This is a genomic window from Providencia sp. TYF-12, from assembly GCF_041344805.1.
GTDB lineage: Bacteria > Pseudomonadota > Gammaproteobacteria > Enterobacterales > Enterobacteriaceae > Providencia > Providencia huashanensis.
On record NZ_CP166833.1, the window covers coordinates 1,580,161 to 1,598,603 of the forward strand.

At 39.3% G+C, this 18,443-nt stretch carries 15 protein-coding genes; 8 read left to right on the plus strand and 7 right to left on the minus strand.

All coding sequences use genetic code 11. The features are described from left to right. Positions 1-30 precede the first annotated feature (30 nt). The 3 genes from secM to mutT all read left to right on the plus strand — a co-directional run bounded on the left by secM (position 31) and on the right by mutT (position 3,824). Complete coding sequence (gene secM / locus ABE954_RS06990; RefSeq protein WP_131680655.1) at positions 31-558, plus strand: secA translation cis-regulator SecM; 528 nt, start codon at positions 31-33, stop codon at positions 556-558. A gap of 99 nt (positions 559-657) precedes the next feature. Continuing rightward, positions 658-3,369 (plus strand): preprotein translocase subunit SecA, encoded by a 2,712-nt coding sequence (secA, locus tag ABE954_RS06995; protein ID WP_042845099.1) that lies wholly within the window; start codon positions 658-660, stop codon positions 3,367-3,369. Positions 3,370-3,434: 65 nt separating this feature from the next. Next, on the plus strand, positions 3,435-3,824 hold the full coding sequence (gene mutT, locus ABE954_RS07000; protein WP_042845097.1) for an 8-oxo-dGTP diphosphatase MutT: 390 nt from the start codon (positions 3,435-3,437) through the stop codon (positions 3,822-3,824). A 130-nt stretch (positions 3,825-3,954) separates the two neighbouring features. Here the strand turns inward: mutT and yacG are convergent, their stop codons facing one another. From yacG to ampD, 7 genes are all read right to left on the minus strand, one after another. After that, positions 3,955-4,152 (minus strand): DNA gyrase inhibitor YacG, encoded by a 198-nt coding sequence (gene yacG, locus ABE954_RS07005; protein WP_042845096.1) that lies wholly within the window; start codon positions 4,150-4,152, stop codon positions 3,955-3,957. 15 nt (positions 4,153-4,167) lie between these two features. Then, positions 4,168-4,926 carry a cell division protein ZapD gene (gene zapD / locus ABE954_RS07010; RefSeq protein ID WP_042845094.1) on the minus strand — a complete coding sequence of 253 codons (759 nt, stop codon included), beginning with the start codon at positions 4,924-4,926 and terminating at the stop codon, positions 4,168-4,170. Positions 4,927-4,934: 8 nt separating this feature from the next. Beyond that, positions 4,935-5,540 (minus strand): dephospho-CoA kinase, encoded by a 606-nt coding sequence (gene coaE / locus ABE954_RS07015; protein WP_042845092.1) that lies wholly within the window; start codon positions 5,538-5,540, stop codon positions 4,935-4,937. A gap of 165 nt (positions 5,541-5,705) precedes the next feature. Next, entirely contained in the window at positions 5,706-6,893 is a 1,188-nt protein-coding gene (locus ABE954_RS07020) for a type II secretion system F family protein (protein WP_210846932.1), read from the minus strand. Positions 6,894-6,895: 2 nt separating this feature from the next. Next, positions 6,896-8,293: an ATPase, T2SS/T4P/T4SS family gene (locus ABE954_RS07025; RefSeq protein ID WP_210846931.1), complete on the minus strand. Its 1,398-nt coding sequence runs from the start codon at positions 8,291-8,293 to the stop codon at positions 6,896-6,898. A gap of 12 nt (positions 8,294-8,305) precedes the next feature. Continuing rightward, positions 8,306-8,731 (minus strand): prepilin peptidase-dependent pilin, encoded by a 426-nt coding sequence (gene ppdD, locus ABE954_RS07030; RefSeq protein WP_042845088.1) that lies wholly within the window; start codon positions 8,729-8,731, stop codon positions 8,306-8,308. Between the two features lie 271 nt (positions 8,732-9,002). Beyond that, entirely contained in the window at positions 9,003-9,557 is a 555-nt protein-coding gene (gene ampD / locus ABE954_RS07035) for a 1,6-anhydro-N-acetylmuramyl-L-alanine amidase AmpD (protein WP_042845086.1), read from the minus strand. A gap of 94 nt (positions 9,558-9,651) precedes the next feature. Between ampD and nadC the strand changes: the two genes are divergently transcribed. The 5 genes from nadC (at position 9,652) to lpdA (ending at position 18,301) form a co-directional block, all read left to right on the plus strand. Further along, on the plus strand, positions 9,652-10,554 hold the full coding sequence (gene nadC / locus ABE954_RS07040) for a carboxylating nicotinate-nucleotide diphosphorylase (protein ID WP_042845085.1): 903 nt from the start codon (positions 9,652-9,654) through the stop codon (positions 10,552-10,554). A gap of 623 nt (positions 10,555-11,177) precedes the next feature. After that, a complete protein-coding gene (gene pdhR, locus ABE954_RS07045) occupies positions 11,178-11,948 on the plus strand; it encodes a pyruvate dehydrogenase complex transcriptional repressor PdhR (RefSeq protein ID WP_042845083.1) in 771 nt (256 codons plus the stop codon). Positions 11,949-12,120: 172 nt separating this feature from the next. Next, positions 12,121-14,787 carry a pyruvate dehydrogenase (acetyl-transferring), homodimeric type gene (gene aceE, locus ABE954_RS07050; protein ID WP_042845081.1) on the plus strand — a complete coding sequence of 889 codons (2,667 nt, stop codon included), beginning with the start codon at positions 12,121-12,123 and terminating at the stop codon, positions 14,785-14,787. Between the two features lie 13 nt (positions 14,788-14,800). Beyond that, the gene (aceF, locus tag ABE954_RS07055) at positions 14,801-16,669 is read left to right on the plus strand and encodes a pyruvate dehydrogenase complex dihydrolipoyllysine-residue acetyltransferase (RefSeq protein ID WP_371025811.1); all 1,869 of its coding nucleotides are present in this window, start codon (positions 14,801-14,803) and stop codon (positions 16,667-16,669) included. A 204-nt stretch (positions 16,670-16,873) separates the two neighbouring features. Further along, positions 16,874-18,301, plus strand: coding sequence for a dihydrolipoyl dehydrogenase (gene lpdA, locus ABE954_RS07060; protein ID WP_094301215.1), 1,428 nt, complete (start codon positions 16,874-16,876; stop codon positions 18,299-18,301). Positions 18,302-18,443 lie beyond the last annotated feature (142 nt).

An 18,443-nucleotide genomic window follows, 5' to 3' on the forward strand; every position in this document is an offset into this window, starting at 1 on the left:
ATTGTCACGAATTGATGATATAAGAGTTTAATGGGCATTTTAAATTTTTGGCGACAACTTGGTAGAAAATACTTTTGGTCCCACCTATTATTAGGTGTGGTTGCCACGGGTGTCGGCTTGCCTACAATTTTAAATGCATTATCTGAGTCTCAATTAACACAAATTAACTCTTCACCAGTTAATCGCCAAAGTCAGGCGGTTAATGCGTTTGATAATTTATTTGCTCAGCAAAATTCTCAACGTTCTTCATCCTCATCCTCTTTTTCGGTTAATTATTGGCAGCAACATGCGGTAAGAAATGTCATCCGTCAGTTAACTTTTGCCTTTTCAGCAACCGAAGATGACGATGCAAGTACGGCCAAAAAAGAATCAGAACAACTTATTGTACCACAATTGATGTTAGATACGTTGTATGCCATGTTGGCTCAGCGTTCACTTCAGTGGGATGAACGTGTTGTTCAAGTTAATCATTATGATTACCCTCACTTTATTTCTTACCAACCTGCGATGTGGGTGGCACAAGTCCATGGTATTCGTGCAGGGCCGTTAACTTCTTAATCTCCCTCATAAAGTATCAGCAGATATCGCTGTATTATTTTATGGCATAACAATGAATAAAAAATTAAATAACTAATTGATATATTAGAGATTAAAGATATGTTAACAAAGATCCTAACCAAAGTTTTTGGTAGCCGTAACGACCGCACACTACGCCGCTTACGCAAAGAAGTTGAAAAAATTAACCGTTTAGAGCCTGATTTCGAAAAGTTATCGGATGATGAACTAAAAGCTAAAACAATTGAGTTTCGTGAGCGTCTAGAGAAAAACGAAAGCTTAGAAAGCATCATTCCTGAAGCGTTCGCTACGGTACGTGAAGCGAGTCGACGTGTATTTGGTATGCGACACTTTGATGTACAGCTAATTGGTGGGATGGTACTGAATGAACGCTGTATCGCTGAAATGCGCACAGGTGAAGGTAAAACACTTACCGCAACGTTACCTGCATATATTAACGCATTAAGTGGCAAAGGTGTCCATGTTGTAACAGTAAACGACTACTTAGCAAAACGAGATGCGGAAAATAACCGCCCATTATTTGAGTTCTTAGGCTTAACGGTGGGTATTAACTTACCGGGTATGGCTCCTCCAGCGAAACGCGAAGCGTATGCTGCGGATATTACTTATGGAACTAATAACGAGTTTGGCTTCGACTACTTACGTGACAACATGGCGTTTAGTCCTGAAGAACGCGTTCAACGTAAGCTTCATTATGCTTTAGTGGATGAGGTTGACTCAATTCTTATCGATGAAGCTCGTACACCTCTAATTATCTCAGGTCCTGCTGAAGATAGCTCAGAATTGTACCAAAAAGTGGATAAACTAATTCCACATCTGCAACGCCAAGAAAAAGAAGACTCCGATACTTTCCAAGGGGAAGGTCATTTTTCGGTTGATGAAAAGGCACGTCAAGTTACCATTACTGAGCGTGGGCTAGTATTAATCGAAGAGTTATTGGCAAAAGAAGGCTTAATGGCTGAAGGAGAGTCGTTATATTCTCCATCTAACATTATGTTAATGCACCATGTTATGGCTGGCTTACGTGCGCATGCTTTATTTACGTTAGACGTTGATTATATTGTAAAAGATGGCCAAATTGTTATTGTCGACGAACATACAGGTCGTACAATGGAAGGGCGTCGTTGGTCTGATGGTTTGCACCAAGCTGTTGAAGCGAAAGAAGGTGTTGAAATCCAAAATGAAAACCAGACACTCGCGTCTATAACATTCCAAAATTACTTCCGTTTGTATGAAAAACTAGCCGGTATGACGGGTACCGCAGATACAGAAGCGTTTGAATTTAGCTCTATTTATAAACTTGATACCATCGTTATTCCAACTAACCGCCCAATGGTTCGTAAAGATTTACCTGATCTGGTTTATATGAATGAAGCAGATAAATTCGCTGCAATTATTGAAGATATCCGTGAAAGAACTGCCAATGGTCAGCCAGTACTGGTCGGTACTATTTCGATTGAAAAATCAGAGCTAATTTCTAATGCATTGAAAAAAGCTAAGATTGCGCACAATGTTCTTAATGCTAAATTCCACGCAATGGAAGCTGATATTATCGCCAATGCGGGTCAAGCGGGTGCTGTCACCATTGCAACGAACATGGCGGGGCGTGGTACTGATATTATGTTGGGTGGTAGCTGGCAATCTGAAATTGCCGCTTTGGAAGACCCAACTCAAGAACAAATTGATGAAATCAAAGCCCAATGGAAAATTCGTCATGATGCAGTATTAGCATCCGGCGGTTTACATATCATTGGTACAGAGCGTCATGAGTCTCGCCGTATTGATAACCAGTTACGAGGCCGTGCTGGTCGTCAAGGGGATGCAGGTTCATCACGTTTCTACTTATCGATGGAAGATGCACTTATGCGCATTTTCGCCTCTGACCGTGTCACTGGGATGATGAAAAAACTAGGGATGAAACCTGGTGAAGCAATAGAGCATCCATGGGTCACTAAAGCGATTGCGAATGCGCAACGTAAAGTTGAAAGCCGTAACTTTGATATTCGTAAACAATTACTTGAGTATGATGATGTAGCGAGCGACCAACGTCGTGCTATCTATACTCAGCGTAATGAATTGTTGGATGGTGGTGATATCAAGGAAACCGTTGATAGCATTCGTGAAGATGTATTCACAACAACAATGGATGCATATATTCCTCCGCAGTCATTAGAAGAAATGTGGGATATTGAAGGGCTACATCAGCGTTTAGTTAATGATTTTGACCTCGATTTACCAATCAAAGAGTGGTTAGATAAAGAACCAGAACTGCACGAGGAAACATTGCGTGAACGTATCATGGCAAAAGCCATTGAAGTTTATGATCGCAAAGAAGAAATTGTCGGTGCAGAAGCAATGCGTAACTTTGAAAAAGGGGTAATGTTGCAAACATTAGATACCTTATGGAAAGAGCATTTAGCTTCAATGGATTATTTACGTCAAGGTATTCATTTACGTGGTTATGCCCAAAAAGACCCGAAACAAGAATATAAACGTGAGTCTTTCAGCATGTTTGCAAATATGCTTGAAGCACTGAAATATGAGGTGATCAGTACGTTATCTAAAGTACAAGTTCGTTTACCTGAAGAGGTCGAAGCTTTAGAACAACAGCGCCGTGAAGAAGCAGAGCGTTTAGCGAAGAAACAACAACTTAGTCACGAAGCAGGTTCGGAATCTTTAATGACTGAAACTGAAGCCAAAATAGCAACACAAGGCCATAAAATCGGTCGTAATGACCCATGTCCTTGTGGCTCAGGTAAAAAGTATAAGCAATGCCATGGCCGCTTAAACTAATTCGTTGTTAAAAATATCAATACTATAAAAAAGGCGGGGGTACCCGCCTTTTTGGTGAAGAAATAATGGAAAAAAAACATTTGCATATTGCAGCTGGGATTATACGCAATTCACAGCAGCAAATTTTTATTACTAAACGCCCAGAAGGTACTCACATGGCTGGTTTTTGGGAGTTTCCGGGCGGCAAGCTTGAAAAAGGAGAATTACCAGAAGCGGCATTAATCCGTGAACTTGAAGAAGAAGTTGGCATTATTGTCACTCAAAGTGAATTATTTCACCGCGTTGACCATGAGTTTGATGATCGGTTTATTACACTTTACTTCTTTATGGTTTCCGAATGGGATAATGAACCTTATGGTAAAGAAGGGCAGGTTTCACGTTGGGTTGCTCAACAAGATCTGGTTGCGGATGAATTCCCGCCAGCAAACCGTGTTATTGTTGATATGCTAAGGTAAAATCGGGTAGTTTTTAGTCCGGTACGAATTGAGGACTAAACATAAAGAATCGTACCTGAAAGCATAGTAAGTGGAAAATACATAAGGGGATAATCACCATATTTTGTATTTTCCACCTAAATTATAGATATTACTTATCGGGTTGTTCACTCCAATCATCGCTGTCAGATATGTCACCTTGACTCGCAATGCGTTTTTCTTCACTTGCCCATTCACCAAGATCAATAAGTTGGCAACGTTTACTGCAAAAAGGTCGATAAGGGCTAGTTTCATCCCAGACCACTATTTTTTTGCATGTGGGGCAATTTACCTCAATAATTTCACTCATAAATTATAACTCTAGCTAGCAACAGGATAATTCAAAATTAATTACGTCTGGTAGTATACCATTCTCACTGTCAATATGCAGGAAACGTAGAGCAAACCGTGTTTTGTGCCCTGAGATTTGCGGGTAAATCAGGTATTCTGTAGATAGCTTGATACGCAACAATTCTTTGCCTTCTACATTATCTTGGTAGAAGCCATTATTAGACTCTCTGACTTCGAATTTTCCACTTTGCCGAATTAAAGTAAGAACAGTTTTTAATGCGTCATTTAGAGGCTCAATACTTTGTAGCCAGCCGTTAATCGCTTTATCCCGTTCAACTTGAGGGATATTTAACCAGAGTTGTAATGTAGGAAGATCAAAACTACAGCATCCTCCAGGAATGCTTAGGCGTTGGCGCACCATACTAATAATTTTATCTGTACGTAAGTGATGACCAAAACGAGGCGCAGACATTAAATGGGAAATTTTACCGGATAATTGTTCTAATAATGAGGAAATCAATTCATTATCTGCGTTAGGGGCTTCAGCCCAATTGGATAACCGAGTCCGTTGTTTTTCAAGTTCTTTAATTAGCTCAGAACGAACTTCCCCTCTATCGAGAATTTCAATTAATTCTGAAACAGAGCGAAAAAAAGCGATACCTGAAGAATAAGAGGTAATATTACTAAGCTCATAAATTTGAGATAAAAGTGTTTCAAGGCGCAACCATGAACGGATCTTTTCATTCATCGGATACTCATAAGTAATAAAATTTGTTGCAATTAGTTCGCCCATTTTTATTCCTATTTTTTTATTTTTGCTAATGCTAAATATTGATTGTGTAGAATTGCTACCTTATCTGAAATATCTGTATCGTTAGTGTGGTTTGTAATTATGTCATCGGCATAAGATAGACGTTTTTCACGGCTTACCTGCGCATTTAGTATATTCGTTATTTGCTCAAGACTGGTATTATCTCTTTTCAGGGTTCGCTGAATTTGTTCTTCGGGTGTTACATCTACAATTAACACTCTATTAGCCAAATGATAAATATTATTTTCAATTAATAATGGAACAACCCAGAGCACGTAAGGGTAATTTGCTTGTTGGAATTGCTTTTGTGTTTCTTGCTGAATAAGGGGGTGTAGCAGTGCATTCAACCATTTTTTTTCATTAGGGTTAGAGAAAATAATTTCCCTGAGCTTACGCCGGTTGAGAGAGCCATTAGGGAGAATAACCTCTTCACCAAAATGAGATTTAATGGTTTCTAATGCTGGTGTATTTGGCTCTACGACCTGACGCGCGATGACATCCGCATCGACAAGAGGGACACCGTATTTTGCAAACTCGTTTGCAACCGTTGTCTTTCCGCTACCAATACCACCTGTCAAAGCAACTATATAGGGCATAAAATTATTCATTTATTCATCGAAGAAAAATAGATTACACTGAAACAATCAGTTTGTCTTTACTCAATTTTGTATTAATTTCACTAGTTAAAAATAACTAGTGAAAGTACGCCATATGATATTGATATTCTGTAAATATAACAATTGTATCTTTATTAAAATAAGTTATAACCCAGTTATTACATTACCTAAATTAAATATCGGCAAATACATCGCTAACATAATCGTACCGACTAAAATTGCAATAAAAACCAATAAAATAGGCTCTAGGTTTTTGAGCGATTTTTCAGTTAAAAATAGATATTGCTCTGAATAATATTTAAATAAATATTGGGTGAAATACTGAAGCTTTCCTGACTCTTCAGCAATAGAGAGTAGCTGTACAGATAAATCAGGGAAGAGTTTAGTGTGCTTCATTGCATAAGAAAGTAATTCCCCTTGGTGTACAGAGGTTTGTATTTGCCTACAATCTTTATTGTATTGGTAATTGCTGATAGTTTGAATAGTGCAACTTAAGCATTCAGATAATGATAATCCGACTCTTAATGTTGAGTGCATGGTTAAAAAATAAAGGCTTAAGTAATGGGTTTGTATTAAATCTTTGAGTAATGGTATGCGCATCATGACTCTATTTAAAATAGATTTAAGTGTAAATTTAAATTTAACTGTTAATACTGATAAAATGAAAAATATAAATAACAGAATGATTGATTTTTCTTGTATATATTCAGAGGTAAAAATAACAACTTTAGTAACAAAAGGTAATTCATGTTGAAAATTACCATATATATTTTCAAATTGAGGGACAACATAGTACATCATAATTATTAATAATAAGATTGAAAATAGTGATAGTGCGATTGGATAACGCATTGCTTTTTTGATAAGTAATGCATTTTTTTCATTGTGTTCTAACATTGTGCTAATAACTTGAAAGCTTTCATCGTAACGCCCTGTTTTTTCGGCAACAATTATTAGGCTGACTATTGTGTTATTAAAAATAAGAGGGTGCTTAGTTAGATGCTGTGAAAGCTTATCGCCTTTTTCTAGGTTGTCAATTGAATTTTCTATCATATTTTGCCAATAAGGAAGGTGGCAATTAGATAGTAGTATTTTTAGGCATTGAACTAGGTTAATACCTGAAGATGCCAATATACTTAATTGGTGAAAGAAATGTATTCGATAATCTATATTCTCACGATTTAAAATAAAAATCATTTTAAATTTAATTTTTAATGGGGTTAGGTTATTTTTAGTAATTGCCAAAAAAGCATTTTTCTTACTACTGGCTAAAAGGTTTTTTTTAATTAAATTGTTGTTACTGTCAATAGCAATATATGAATAAATAAACATAATTATAGTTTTCCATGCCCAATAACAGAATAAATTTCTTGCAGAGTTGTTTCACCTGATTCAACTAAAGTTAGGCCCGCTTTAAATAAGTTATCGAAACCCTCTATGCTAGAGGGCTGACCAGAAAATAATTTGCCTATCTTTGGTTGATCGATATACTCATAAATAGCGGTTCTGCCCATAAAGCCAGAGAAGCAGAGCTCACACCCTTTAGACGACCACTGATTAATAATTAGATCATCATTCAGTTTAACGGGCTGCGCTGTAATTCCTTTACAATAAGGGCAAAGCTTTCTTACTAACCTTTGTGCTATTACCATTTTTAAACACGATTTTAATTCAATATGACTAACGCCTAGCTGATTCATGCGCTCTATCGCACTAAAGGTACAATTAGTATGTAATGTTGATAAAACTAAATGCCCTGTTTGTGCGGCACGCGTGGCAATTTTAGCGGTTTCTTCATCTCTAATTTCCCCAATCATAATAATATCTGGGTCTTGTCTTAGTAATGCTCTCAGAATAAAAGCGAAGCTAAGATCATATTTTTCATTGACTTGAGTTTGATTGACCCCTTGTAAAGGGATCTCAATTGGGTCTTCGATGGTTGAGATATTTCTAGAGGACTTATTTAAATATTCAAGGGCACTATACAACGTTACTGTTTTACCGCTACCTGTAGGGCCTGTAACTAAAATTAACCCTTGTGGCTGATTTAGATAGTCTTGTAGTGAAGAAAGAAGGGAAGAGCACATCCCAATGTGCTCTAAAGAATATTTTAACTGTGTATTCAAAATGCGTAATACTAGTTTTTCACCATGAAGAATTGGAATACTTGATAGGCGGATACTGTAATTTTTCCCATCAAAATGCCAACTCATTTGCCCATCTTGTGGACGCCGTTTTTCTGCGATATTCATTTTTGCGAGTATTTTTATACGAGCAATGATTTCATTGTTAATTTCATATGGTGGGGAAGGGATAAAATATAATTTCCCATCAACCCGCAACCTAATCTTTAACCCTTGTTTGGTAGGTTCAAGATGGATGTCCGATGAACGTTTATGAACAGCGGTTTTTAGTAGGTCCTCAACAAAATCAACAGCGGGTGAGCTAACATTAAGGGACTCAGCCTCTTTAGGTTGATATTGAGTCTCTTCTTCTTTTATTTGATGTATTTCACTGTTGAAATAATGGTCGATTTTCTCTTTTGGCCAAATATCGTAGCAAACGGGTACACTTGCAATAAATTTTAGTGTGGCAATTAAATTGTCATTAGGCTTTTTTGCGACAGCGATAGATAACCTTTTGTGATTATAATCAATTATGATCATATAGTTTCTATCACATATATTTTTTAACTCTTTTAAAATATATTGCTTGTCCTTGAGTGTGTTCATGAAAACTCCTAATTAAAATACAAATGTTTTTTCACATAATGATTTTAAATTTGCATCAGTTTTACTTTCACAAAGAACTGACCATTTAAAAGGCATGCTATTTGCTGGGATTGACGGTGTTAAGGTTATATTAAGTGCTGATAGTGACTTATCACCCGTTAATTTAATAACCCCAGACTTTACTTCTATTTTACTAATGTACTTTCCTGTTATATTAGTAGGTATGTTATTATTTCCATTATTACATTGTGATAAACTTCCTTGCTCAAAACTACACAGTTCTATACTACTTTTATAGGGGAGCACCATTTGTAGTACATCTGTCATCGCAGCTTTTTGCATATACCCTTGATAACCAGGAATAGCAATAGCACTAAGTATAGAAATGATTGCGATGACTACCATTATTTCGATAAGAGAAAAACCTTGCTGATTCATAATTAAAACCTCTTTTGTTTAGTGAGGTTTAATCATAATTAATTTTTTTTAATAAACTTATCGATAAATAAAAAAATAGAAAGCGTTTTGTAAGTTTTGTAGTGTGAAAGGATGCGTTACATTATTTTTTTCGAGTGGCTTCGCAATAAAAAAAGAATTGCTTTTAAAACAGTGTTAGGTAATGAATTGTTATATAAGATAAGTTCGGTGCTATTAACAGCTAATATATATTAAAATAAAAATATTAGCTGTTAATTAAGTATAATAACTATTAACGTTTTAATTTATTTTTATATTTTTGCCAATCGAAAAATGGGCCTGGGTCTGTTTTCCTTTCAGGGGCTATATCACTGTGACCAGTAATATTATGTTTAATTAATGGGTACACAGAAATAAGCAACTGGGTTAGTTGGGCAAGAGACTGGTATTGCGCTTCAGTGAATGGTTCAAAATCTGTACCTTCCAGCTCAATGCCAATTGAAAAATCATTACATTTTTCTTTGCCTTGGTAGCTAGATTGCCCTGCATGCCAAGCTCGTAAATGAAAAGGTACATATTGAACGATCGCACCATCACGGCGTATTAAGCAGTGTGCAGAAACACGAAGGTGTTTGATTTCTTCAAAAAAGGGGTGTTCTTTAGGGTTTAACTTCCCTGTAAAGAGTTGATCAATATAAGGTCCACCAAACCTACCGGGGGGGAGGCTAATATTATGGATAACCAAAAGAGAAGGAATAACATTCTCAGGGCGTTGGTCGTGGTGTGGGGAAGGGATATGAGTCACATTATTTAGCCAACCATCATGTATTTTCATATCGTTATCCATAGTATTCTCTTTTCTTTTTTGTTAATACTCGTTATCTGCGAATGAAAAGATTAGCATAGATAAAATAAGACGGGTGCATATTTTGGAGTTATAAATGCCTATACGACGTTATGATGAACAGCAAAGACGTACAATTCTTCAGGCAAGATTGGATACGGATATTCCATTTATGGTTGGTGTTGCTCTGAAAGAAGATTTAGGTCAGGTCATTGATTATAAAAGGGATATAACAGGTCAGTTATTGAATGCGGATACTCAAGCGACAGCACGCATTATCACCCGTGAAAATGGGGTCTTTTGCGGGAAACAATGGTTAGAAGAGGTGTTTCTTCAACTAGGGGGGCAAGTCAAAATTGACTGGAAAGTACAAGATGGCGAAGTTGTTACGCCAAACCAAGTATTGTGTGAGATGCATGGCCCATCACAAATTTTATTAACTGGCGAACGTACTGCGTTGAACTTTATTCAAACACTTTCATCGGTATCAAGTGTAACCGCGCAGTATGTGAAACAAATCGAGGGGACGAAAGCTAAACTGCTTGATACCCGTAAAACCATACCTGGGCTGAGAACCGCTTTAAAGTATGCTGTGCTGATGGGCGGTGGTTTTAACCATCGACTAGGGTTGTCTGACGCTTATCTAATAAAAGAGAACCATATTATCTCCGCAGGGTCTGTTGAGCGCGCTGTTGAGTTAGCTCGCCAAGCTCACCCTGATGTACCGATTGAGATCGAAGTTGAAAGTTTAGCTGAGCTATTACGTGCTTTGAAGGCAGAGGCTGACATCATTATGTTAGATAACTTCACTTCAATGATGATGAAAGAAGCCGTAGTACTCACCGCAGGGAAAGCAGCACTTGAGGTCTCAGGGGATGTTACATTAAATACAATAAAGGAATTCGCGGAAACAGGGGTTGATTTTATTTCTGTAGGGGCATTGACTAAGCATATTAAAGCAATGGATTTATCAATGCGCTTTGTTGAAAGTAAAGTATAAATTGGCCTTTCTTTTACTGTTAAAATTAATTAGATCAAAGGGTTAGTGGAATCGGAGGGCGGTAAAATTTCATTATTTTTGTCGCCCCATGATTAAACTGAATAAATAGGCTTGCGCCTATCCGCAATATTGAAATATTAGCGTGTTATTCTATTCATTACTTCCATTTTATTCTGAAGTTTTATGGTAAAAAAAGTGTGTTATCAACACACTGTGTTTCACTTAAGTCAGGGTTAACTCTTTTGTTAACATTTTCATTACAATAGATAGTGTTTTTTAGAGCCTGAATATAAGTTGGTTTTTATTATCGATTATTTATTCAAAAAATATGAATTTAAATTTAAATAATGACTTACTTTAACGCTTCAGCTTTTGTTTTTTAGCATAAAAAATCGGTTTTAATGTTAAAAATATTCATATGTGATTGGTTATTAAGTTATCAAATCATGCTAAATATTAAAAAAAATTGTTAAGATTTGCAGGATTTTATGATTTAGCGCAAGGTCTTTATGGACAGATAGTGAATACTTTGTTACTTTATTACCCCATAAGAAAATTGGTATTACCAATTAACACTGGGTAATACCTAATCAATAATTACTCACTAATGAATATGGCAGATTATGACTTACGGTAAAATTCGCCAACCAAAGTTATCAGATGTGATAGAGCAACGACTCGAACATCTTATTTTCGAAGGGACACTACGGCCCGGCGAAAAGCTGCCTCCTGAGCGTGAACTTGCCAAGCAATTCGACGTATCTAGGCCATCAGTGCGTGAAGCAATTCAAACGTTAGAAGCTAAAGGGCTTCTATCTCGTCGCCAAGGTGGCGGCACTTTCGTTCAAAAGAAAATGTGGCAAAGCTTCAGTGATCCTTTAGCCCAACTACTTGAAGGTAATCCCGAATCTCAATTCGATCTGCTTGAAACTCGCCATGCCCTCGAAGGTATTGCAGCTTATTATGCTGCACTTCGCGGCACAGAAGAGGATCTTGAACGAATTCGGCAAAGCTATGAACTAATTAAGACAGCACAAGAAAATGGCGGCCTAGAAGCTGAGTCAGATGCCGTATTGCAATATCAATTAATTGTGACGGAAGCTGCCCATAATGTTGTGCTATTACACCTATTGCGTTGCATGATCCCAATGCTAGAACAAAATATTCGTCAGAATTTTGAGTTCTTATATACCCGTAAAGAAATGTATAAAGCAGTTAGTGAACATAGAGCCCAGATTTTTGCAGCTATAATGGCAAGAGAGCCAGAAAAAGCGCGTGAAGCTTCTCATCGTCATTTAGCTTTTATCGAAGATTTGTTATTGGATATCAGCCGTGAACAGACAAGACGAGAACGTTCTTTACGTCGGTTACAGCAACATCCTGATTTAAATTAATAATATAGATCCTGACTGCTGCGTCTATATTATTGTGAATACTCTAAACGAGAGTTAAAGCGGCAACTACATCAGGGCCTATCTTCCCGCTATTTTTAGTCATATTGGGAAAATGGCAGGAAGATAGGCTCCATATAACCATATAAAATAGATAACAGATAAGGAATACACCATGTCAGATATGCTAAAAAATGACGTGGATCCGATTGAAACTCGCGACTGGCTACAGGCGATTGAATCGGTCATCCGTGAAGAAGGTGTTGATCGTGCTCAGTTTATTATCGAACAGGTATTAAGCGAAGCGCGTAAAGGCGGTGTTAATATTGCCGCTGGTGCATCTGGTCGTTCTGATTACATCAACACAATTGCTGTTGAAGATGAGCCGGCATACCCTGGTAACATGGATTTAGAGCGCCGTATTCGCTCGGCAATTCGCTGGAACGCAGTAATGACTGTTCTGCGGGCTTCTAAAAAAGACTTAGAACTGGGTGGCCATATGGCTTCTTACCAGTCATCAGCAACCTTATATGAAGTATGCTTCAACCACTTCTTCCGCGCTCATAATAACAATGATGGCGGTGACTTAGTATTTTTCCAAGGTCATATCTCTCCGGGGATCTACGCACGTGCTTTCTTAGAAGGTCGTCTAACTGAAGAGCAAATGAACAATTTCCGTCAAGAAATTGGCGGCAATGGTCTGTCTTCTTACCCGCACCCTAAATTAATGCCTGATTTCTGGCAGTTCCCAACCGTATCAATGGGGCTGGGGCCAATTAATGCTATTTATCAAGCTAAATTCCTGAAATACCTAAACAACCGTGGTCTGAAAGATACATCCGCTCAGCGTGTGTATGCATTCCTTGGTGATGGTGAGATGGATGAGCCAGAATCTAAAGGTGCAATTACTATTGCAACACGTGATCAATTAGATAACTTAGTTTTCGTTATTAACTGTAACCTGCAACGTCTGGATGGCCCAGTTACAGGTAACGGTAAAATTGTTAACGAATTAGAAGGTGTCTTTAGTGGCGCTGGCTGGCAAGTTATCAAAGTGATGTGGGGCGACCGTTGGGATGAACTGCTGCGTAAAGATACGAGTGGCAAACTTGTTCAACTGATGAACGAAACCTTAGACGGTGACTACCAAACCTTTAAATCACGTGATGGCGCATATGTCCGTGAGCACTTCTTCAACCGCTACCCTGAAACGGCTGCATTAGTTAAAGATATGACTGATGATGAGATTTGGGCACTGAACCGCGGTGGTCATGATCCGAAGAAAGTGTATGCAGCATTCAAAAAAGCACAAGAAACCAAAGGCAAACCAACTGTTATCTTAGCTCAAACCATTAAAGGTTATGGTATGGGTGAAACAGCAGAAGGTAAAAACATTGCGCACCAAGTGAAAAAAATGAACATGGATGGCGTTCGTCATTTCCGTGATCAATTCAATGTTCCAGTCGCTGATGAGCAAATCGAAAAACTGCCTTACGTTACTTTTGAAAAAGATTCAGAGGAATACAAATATCTGCACGAGCGCCGTCAAGCGCTGGGTGGTTATTTACCTGCTCGTCGTTCAACTTTTGATGAGAAGCTGGAAATCCCTGCACTGGAAGATTTCAGCCAATTATTAGAAGAACAATCGAAAGAAATTTCGACCACGATCGCTTTCGTTCGTGCATTGAACGTTATGTTGAAAAACAAGTCTATCAAAGAGCGTTTAGTGCCAATCATCGCTGATGAAGCGCGTACTTTTGGTATGGAAGGTCTATTCCGTCAAATTGGTATTTATAGCCCGAAAGGCCAGCAATACACACCACAAGACAGAGAACAAGTCGCATACTATAAAGAAGATTCGAAAGGTCAAATCCTGCAAGAAGGTATCAATGAATTGGGTGCAGGTTCTTCTTGGTTAGCTGCTGCAACATCTTACAGCACTAACAACTTGCCGATGATCCCATTCTATATCTACTACTCAATGTTTGGTTTCCAACGTATTGGTGACTTAATGTGGGCAGCGGGTGACCAACAAGCACGTGGCTTCTTGATTGGTGGTACTTCAGGTCGTACAACGCTAAATGGTGAAGGTTTACAACACGAAGATGGCCATAGCCATATTCAATCACTGACAATCCCTAACTGTATTTCTTATGACCCAGCATTTGCTTATGAAGTTGCTGTGATCATGCAAAACGGTTTAGAGCGCATGTACGGTGAAAAACAAGAGAACGTGTATTACTACATCACAACTCTGAACGAAAACTATCATATGCCTGCAATGCCAGAAGGTGTAGAAGAAGGTATCCGTAAAGGTATCTATAAACTGGCTTCAGTTGAAGGTAGTAAAGGCAAAGTTCAGTTGTTAGGTTCAGGTTCTATGATGCGTCATGTGCGTGAAGCGGCGGATATTCTGTCTGCAGATTATGGCATCGGCTCTGATGTATACAGCGTGACTTCATTTACTGAATTGGCGCGTGATGGCCAAGACTGTGAGCGTTGGAATATGCTACACCCATCTGAAGCTCCACGTGTTCCATATATCGCACAAGTGATGAACGATGCACCAGCAGTAGCGTCGACTGACTACATGAAACTGTTTGCTGAACAAGTTCGTACTTATGTACCAGCAAGTGACTACCGTGTTCTGGGTACAGATGGCTTCGGTCGTTCAGATAGCCGTGAAAACTTACGTCACCACTTTGAAGTGGATACTAGCTATGTGATCGTTGCAGCATTAGGTGAATTAGCTAAACGTGGTGAGATTGATGTTAAGGTCGTTGAAGAAGCGATCAAAAAATACAACATCAACCCAGATAAAGTTAACCCACGTTTGGCATAAGAGGTAAAAATCAATGTCTATTGAAATCAAAGTGCCAGATATCGGTGCTGATGAAGTTGAAGTCACCGAAGTGATGGTTAAAGTGGGTGATAAAGTAGAAGCTGAGCAATCGCTTATTACCGTTGAAGGTGATAAAGCTTCTATGGAAGTCCCATCTCCACAAGCGGGTGTGGTTAAAGAAATTAAAATTGCAGTTGGTGATAAAGTCACAACCGGTAAATTGATTATGCTGTTTGAAGCAGAAGCGGGTGCAGCAGCACCTGCTCCAGCAGAAGCACCTGCAGCGGCTCCAACGGCAGCACCAAGCGCAGCAGCGTCAAAAGACGTTGCTGTACCAGATATCGGTGGTGATGAAGTTGAAGTTACCGAAATCATGGTAAAAGTCGGTGACACCGTTGAAGCTGAGCAATCATTGATTACTGTTGAAGGTGATAAAGCTTCGATGGAAGTACCTGCTCCATTTGCAGGTACTGTTAAAGAAATCAAGATCTCGACTGGCGACAAAGTACAAACTGGCTCGCTAATTATGGTCTTTGAAGTTGCAGGCGCAGCGCCAGCAGCAGCTCCAACTTCTGAAACGGCGGCACCAGCTGCTCCAGCAGCTTCAGCAATTAAAGATGTTAATGTTCCAGATATTGGTGGCGATGAAGTTGAAGTTACCGAAGTGATGGTTAAAGTGGGTGACACCGTTGAAGCTGAGCAATCAATCATTACGGTTGAAGGCGACAAAGCATCAATGGAAGTGCCTGCACCATTTGCGGGAACTGTTAAAGAAATCAAAATTGCGACTGGCGACAAAGTGAAAACTGGCTCGCTGATTATGACTTTTGAAGTTGCGGGTGCAGCGCCAGCTGCGGCACCAGCACCTCAAGCATCAGCACCTGCTCAAGCAGCAACGCCAGCTCCTGCGGCGGCTACCCCAGCTAAAGCCGCTGATAGCAAAAATGAATTCGTTGAAAACGATGCATATGTACATGCAACGCCAGTTATTCGTCGCTTAGCGCGTGAATTTGGTGTTAACTTAGCGAAAGTAAAAGGTACAGGTCGTAAAGGTCGTATCCTGCGTGAAGACGTTCAAGCTTACGTGAAAGATGCGGTTAAACGCGCAGAGTCTCCAGCAGCAGCTGGTGGTGGTTTACCAGGCATGTTGCCGTGGCCAAAAGTGGATTACAGCAAATTCGGTGAAGTCGAAGAAGTTGAACTGGGCCGTATTCAAAAAATCTCTGGTGCTAACCTGAGCCGTAACTGGGTGATGATCCCGCATGTTACGCTAATGGAAGAAGTAGATACCACAGAAGTTGAAGAATTCCGTAAGCAACAAAATAAAGAAGCAGAGAAAAAACAGCTTGGCGTGAAAATTACCCCACTGGTATTTGTCATGAAAGCCGTTGCTCGCGCACTGGAAGAAATGCCACGCTTTAATAGCTCGATTTCTGAAGATGCGCAGCGTTTATTCCTGAAAAAATACATCAACATCGGTATTGCAGTTGATACACCAAATGGCTTAGTTGTTCCTGTCTTTAAAGACGTTAACAAAAAAGGCATTTTAGAGTTATCTCGCGAACTGATGGAAGTTTCTAAGAAAGCACGTGCAGGTAAACTGACTGCATCTGATATGCAAGGCGGATGTTTCACTATTTCTAGCCTTGGTGGTATCGGAACAACCGGCTTTGCACCAATTGTGAATGCACCAGAAGTTGCGATTATGGGGCTGTCACGTTCTGCAATGAAACCAGTTTGGAATGGTAGTGAGTTTGTTCCTCGCCTGATCCTGCCTATGTCACTGTCCTTTGACCATCGTGTTATTGATGGCGCTGATGGAGCTCGCTTCATTACCTTAGTAGGGCAATTAATGAGCGATATTCGCCGCTTAGTGATGTAAATAATAAGACCGGCTTATAGGCCGGTCTGCTTTATTTAGGCTGAGACAGAATTTTTTGCTGCTGCTACGAAAGGTTGGGAGTTACATCACGAAATGAGCCTTTTCAGGGTGTTAACAATTCTGTAAACTGCTCTCGGTGTGTACTTTTCCAGTGGAAAATCGTTTATTCAGCAGTACCGCTGGACAAAACAAAAAGAGGTCATGATGAGTACTGAAATTAAAGCCCAAGTCGTTGTGCTTGGTGCAGGCCCTGCAGGTTATTCTGCGGCTTTCCGTTGCGCTGACTTAGGTTTAGAAACTGTTTTAGTAGAACGTTATTCAACGCTTGGTGGGGTTTGTTTAAACGTTGGCTGTATCCCTTCAAAAGCTTTATTGCATGTTGCAAAAGTGATCGAAGAAGCAAAAGCTTTAGCTGAGCACGGTATTGTTTTTGGTGAGCCAAAAACTGACATTTCCAAAGTTCGTTTATGGAAAGAAAAAGTGATTAATCAGCTGACTGGCGGTCTAGCTGGTATGGCTAAAGGCCGTAAAGTTAACGTGGTTAACGGCTTCGGTAAATTTACAGGCGCTAATACTCTGGTTGTTGAAGGCGAAAATGGTAGTACGACTATCAATTTCGATAACGCAATCATTGCTGCAGGTTCCCGTCCAATTCAATTACCATTTATCCCACATGAAGACCCACGTATTTGGGATTCAACAGATGCATTAGAACTGACTGAAGTTCCTGAGCGTCTGCTGGTGATGGGTGGTGGTATTATCGGTTTAGAAATGGGGACTGTGTATCATGCACTGGGTTCTCAAATCGATGTGGTTGAAATGTTTGACCAAGTCATCCCAGCGGCTGACAAAGATGTGGTTAAAGTATTCACCAAACAAATCAGTAAAAAATTCAACCTACTGTTAGAAACTAAAGTAACAGCAGTTGAAGCGAAAGAAGACGGTATCTACGTTTCGATGGAAGGTAAAAAAGCTTCCGCAGAACCACAACGTTATGATGCGGTATTAGTGGCTATCGGCCGTGTTCCTAACGGTAAAAACTTGGATGCAGGCAAAGCAGGCGTCGAAGTTGATGATCGTGGCTTTATCCATGTGGATAAACAAATGCGCACTAACGTGCCACATATTTTCGCTATCGGTGATATCGTTGGTCAGCCAATGTTAGCGCATAAAGGTGTGCATGAAGGTCATGTTGCCGCTGAGGTTATCTCTGGTCTGAAACATTACTTTGACCCGAAAGTTATTCCTTCTATTGCCTATACTGAGCCAGAAGTTGCATGGGTTGGTTTAACTGAGAAAGAAGCGAAAGAGCAAAATATCAGCTATGAAGTTGCGACTTTCCCATGGGCAGCATCAGGCCGTGCAATCGCATCTGATTGTTCAGAAGGTATGACTAAACTGATTTTCGACAAGCAATCTAACCGTGTTATTGGTGGTGCTGTTGTCGGTGTCAACGGTGGTGAATTACTGGGTGAAATCGGCCTAGCAATTGAGATGGGTTGTGATGCCGAAGATTTAGCATTAACTATCCACGCGCACCCAACACTGTACGAATCAATCGGTATGGCTGCTGAAATTTACGAAGGTAGCATTACTGATTTACCAAACGCTAAAGCGAAAAAGAAAAAATAATTTTCTTTAACTGCACTGATAAACAGTATCTCTAGTATGCTGTTTATCACCAAAGCGAATTGAAGCCAATGTGGAAACATGTTGGCTTTTTTTTGTTTTTGTGAATATAAACAACTAGTCACATGTTTCAGTTCAATTATTT

Bases quoted from the DNA above. Each gene is read 5' to 3' on its own strand.
- secM (WP_131680655.1), top strand. From the start codon at position 31: ATGGGCATTTTAAATTTTTGGCGACAACTTGGTAGAAAATACTTTTGG.
- secA (WP_042845099.1), top strand. From the start codon at position 658: ATGTTAACAAAGATCCTAACCAAAGTTTTTGGTAGCCGTAACGACCGC.
- mutT (WP_042845097.1), top strand. From the start codon at position 3,435: ATGGAAAAAAAACATTTGCATATTGCAGCTGGGATTATACGCAATTCA.
- yacG (WP_042845096.1), bottom strand. From the start codon at position 4,152: ATGAGTGAAATTATTGAGGTAAATTGCCCCACATGCAAAAAAATAGTG.
- zapD (WP_042845094.1), bottom strand. From the start codon at position 4,926: ATGGGCGAACTAATTGCAACAAATTTTATTACTTATGAGTATCCGATG.
- coaE (WP_042845092.1), bottom strand. From the start codon at position 5,540: ATGCCCTATATAGTTGCTTTGACAGGTGGTATTGGTAGCGGAAAGACA.
- ABE954_RS07020 (WP_210846932.1), bottom strand. From the start codon at position 6,893: ATGTTTATTTATTCATATATTGCTATTGACAGTAACAACAATTTAATT.
- ABE954_RS07025 (WP_210846931.1), bottom strand. From the start codon at position 8,293: ATGAACACACTCAAGGACAAGCAATATATTTTAAAAGAGTTAAAAAAT.
- ppdD (WP_042845088.1), bottom strand. From the start codon at position 8,731: ATGAATCAGCAAGGTTTTTCTCTTATCGAAATAATGGTAGTCATCGCA.
- ampD (WP_042845086.1), bottom strand. From the start codon at position 9,557: ATGGATAACGATATGAAAATACATGATGGTTGGCTAAATAATGTGACT.
- nadC (WP_042845085.1), top strand. From the start codon at position 9,652: ATGCCTATACGACGTTATGATGAACAGCAAAGACGTACAATTCTTCAG.
- pdhR (WP_042845083.1), top strand. From the start codon at position 11,178: ATGACTTACGGTAAAATTCGCCAACCAAAGTTATCAGATGTGATAGAG.
- aceE (WP_042845081.1), top strand. From the start codon at position 12,121: ATGTCAGATATGCTAAAAAATGACGTGGATCCGATTGAAACTCGCGAC.
- aceF (WP_371025811.1), top strand. From the start codon at position 14,801: ATGTCTATTGAAATCAAAGTGCCAGATATCGGTGCTGATGAAGTTGAA.
- lpdA (WP_094301215.1), top strand. From the start codon at position 16,874: ATGAGTACTGAAATTAAAGCCCAAGTCGTTGTGCTTGGTGCAGGCCCT.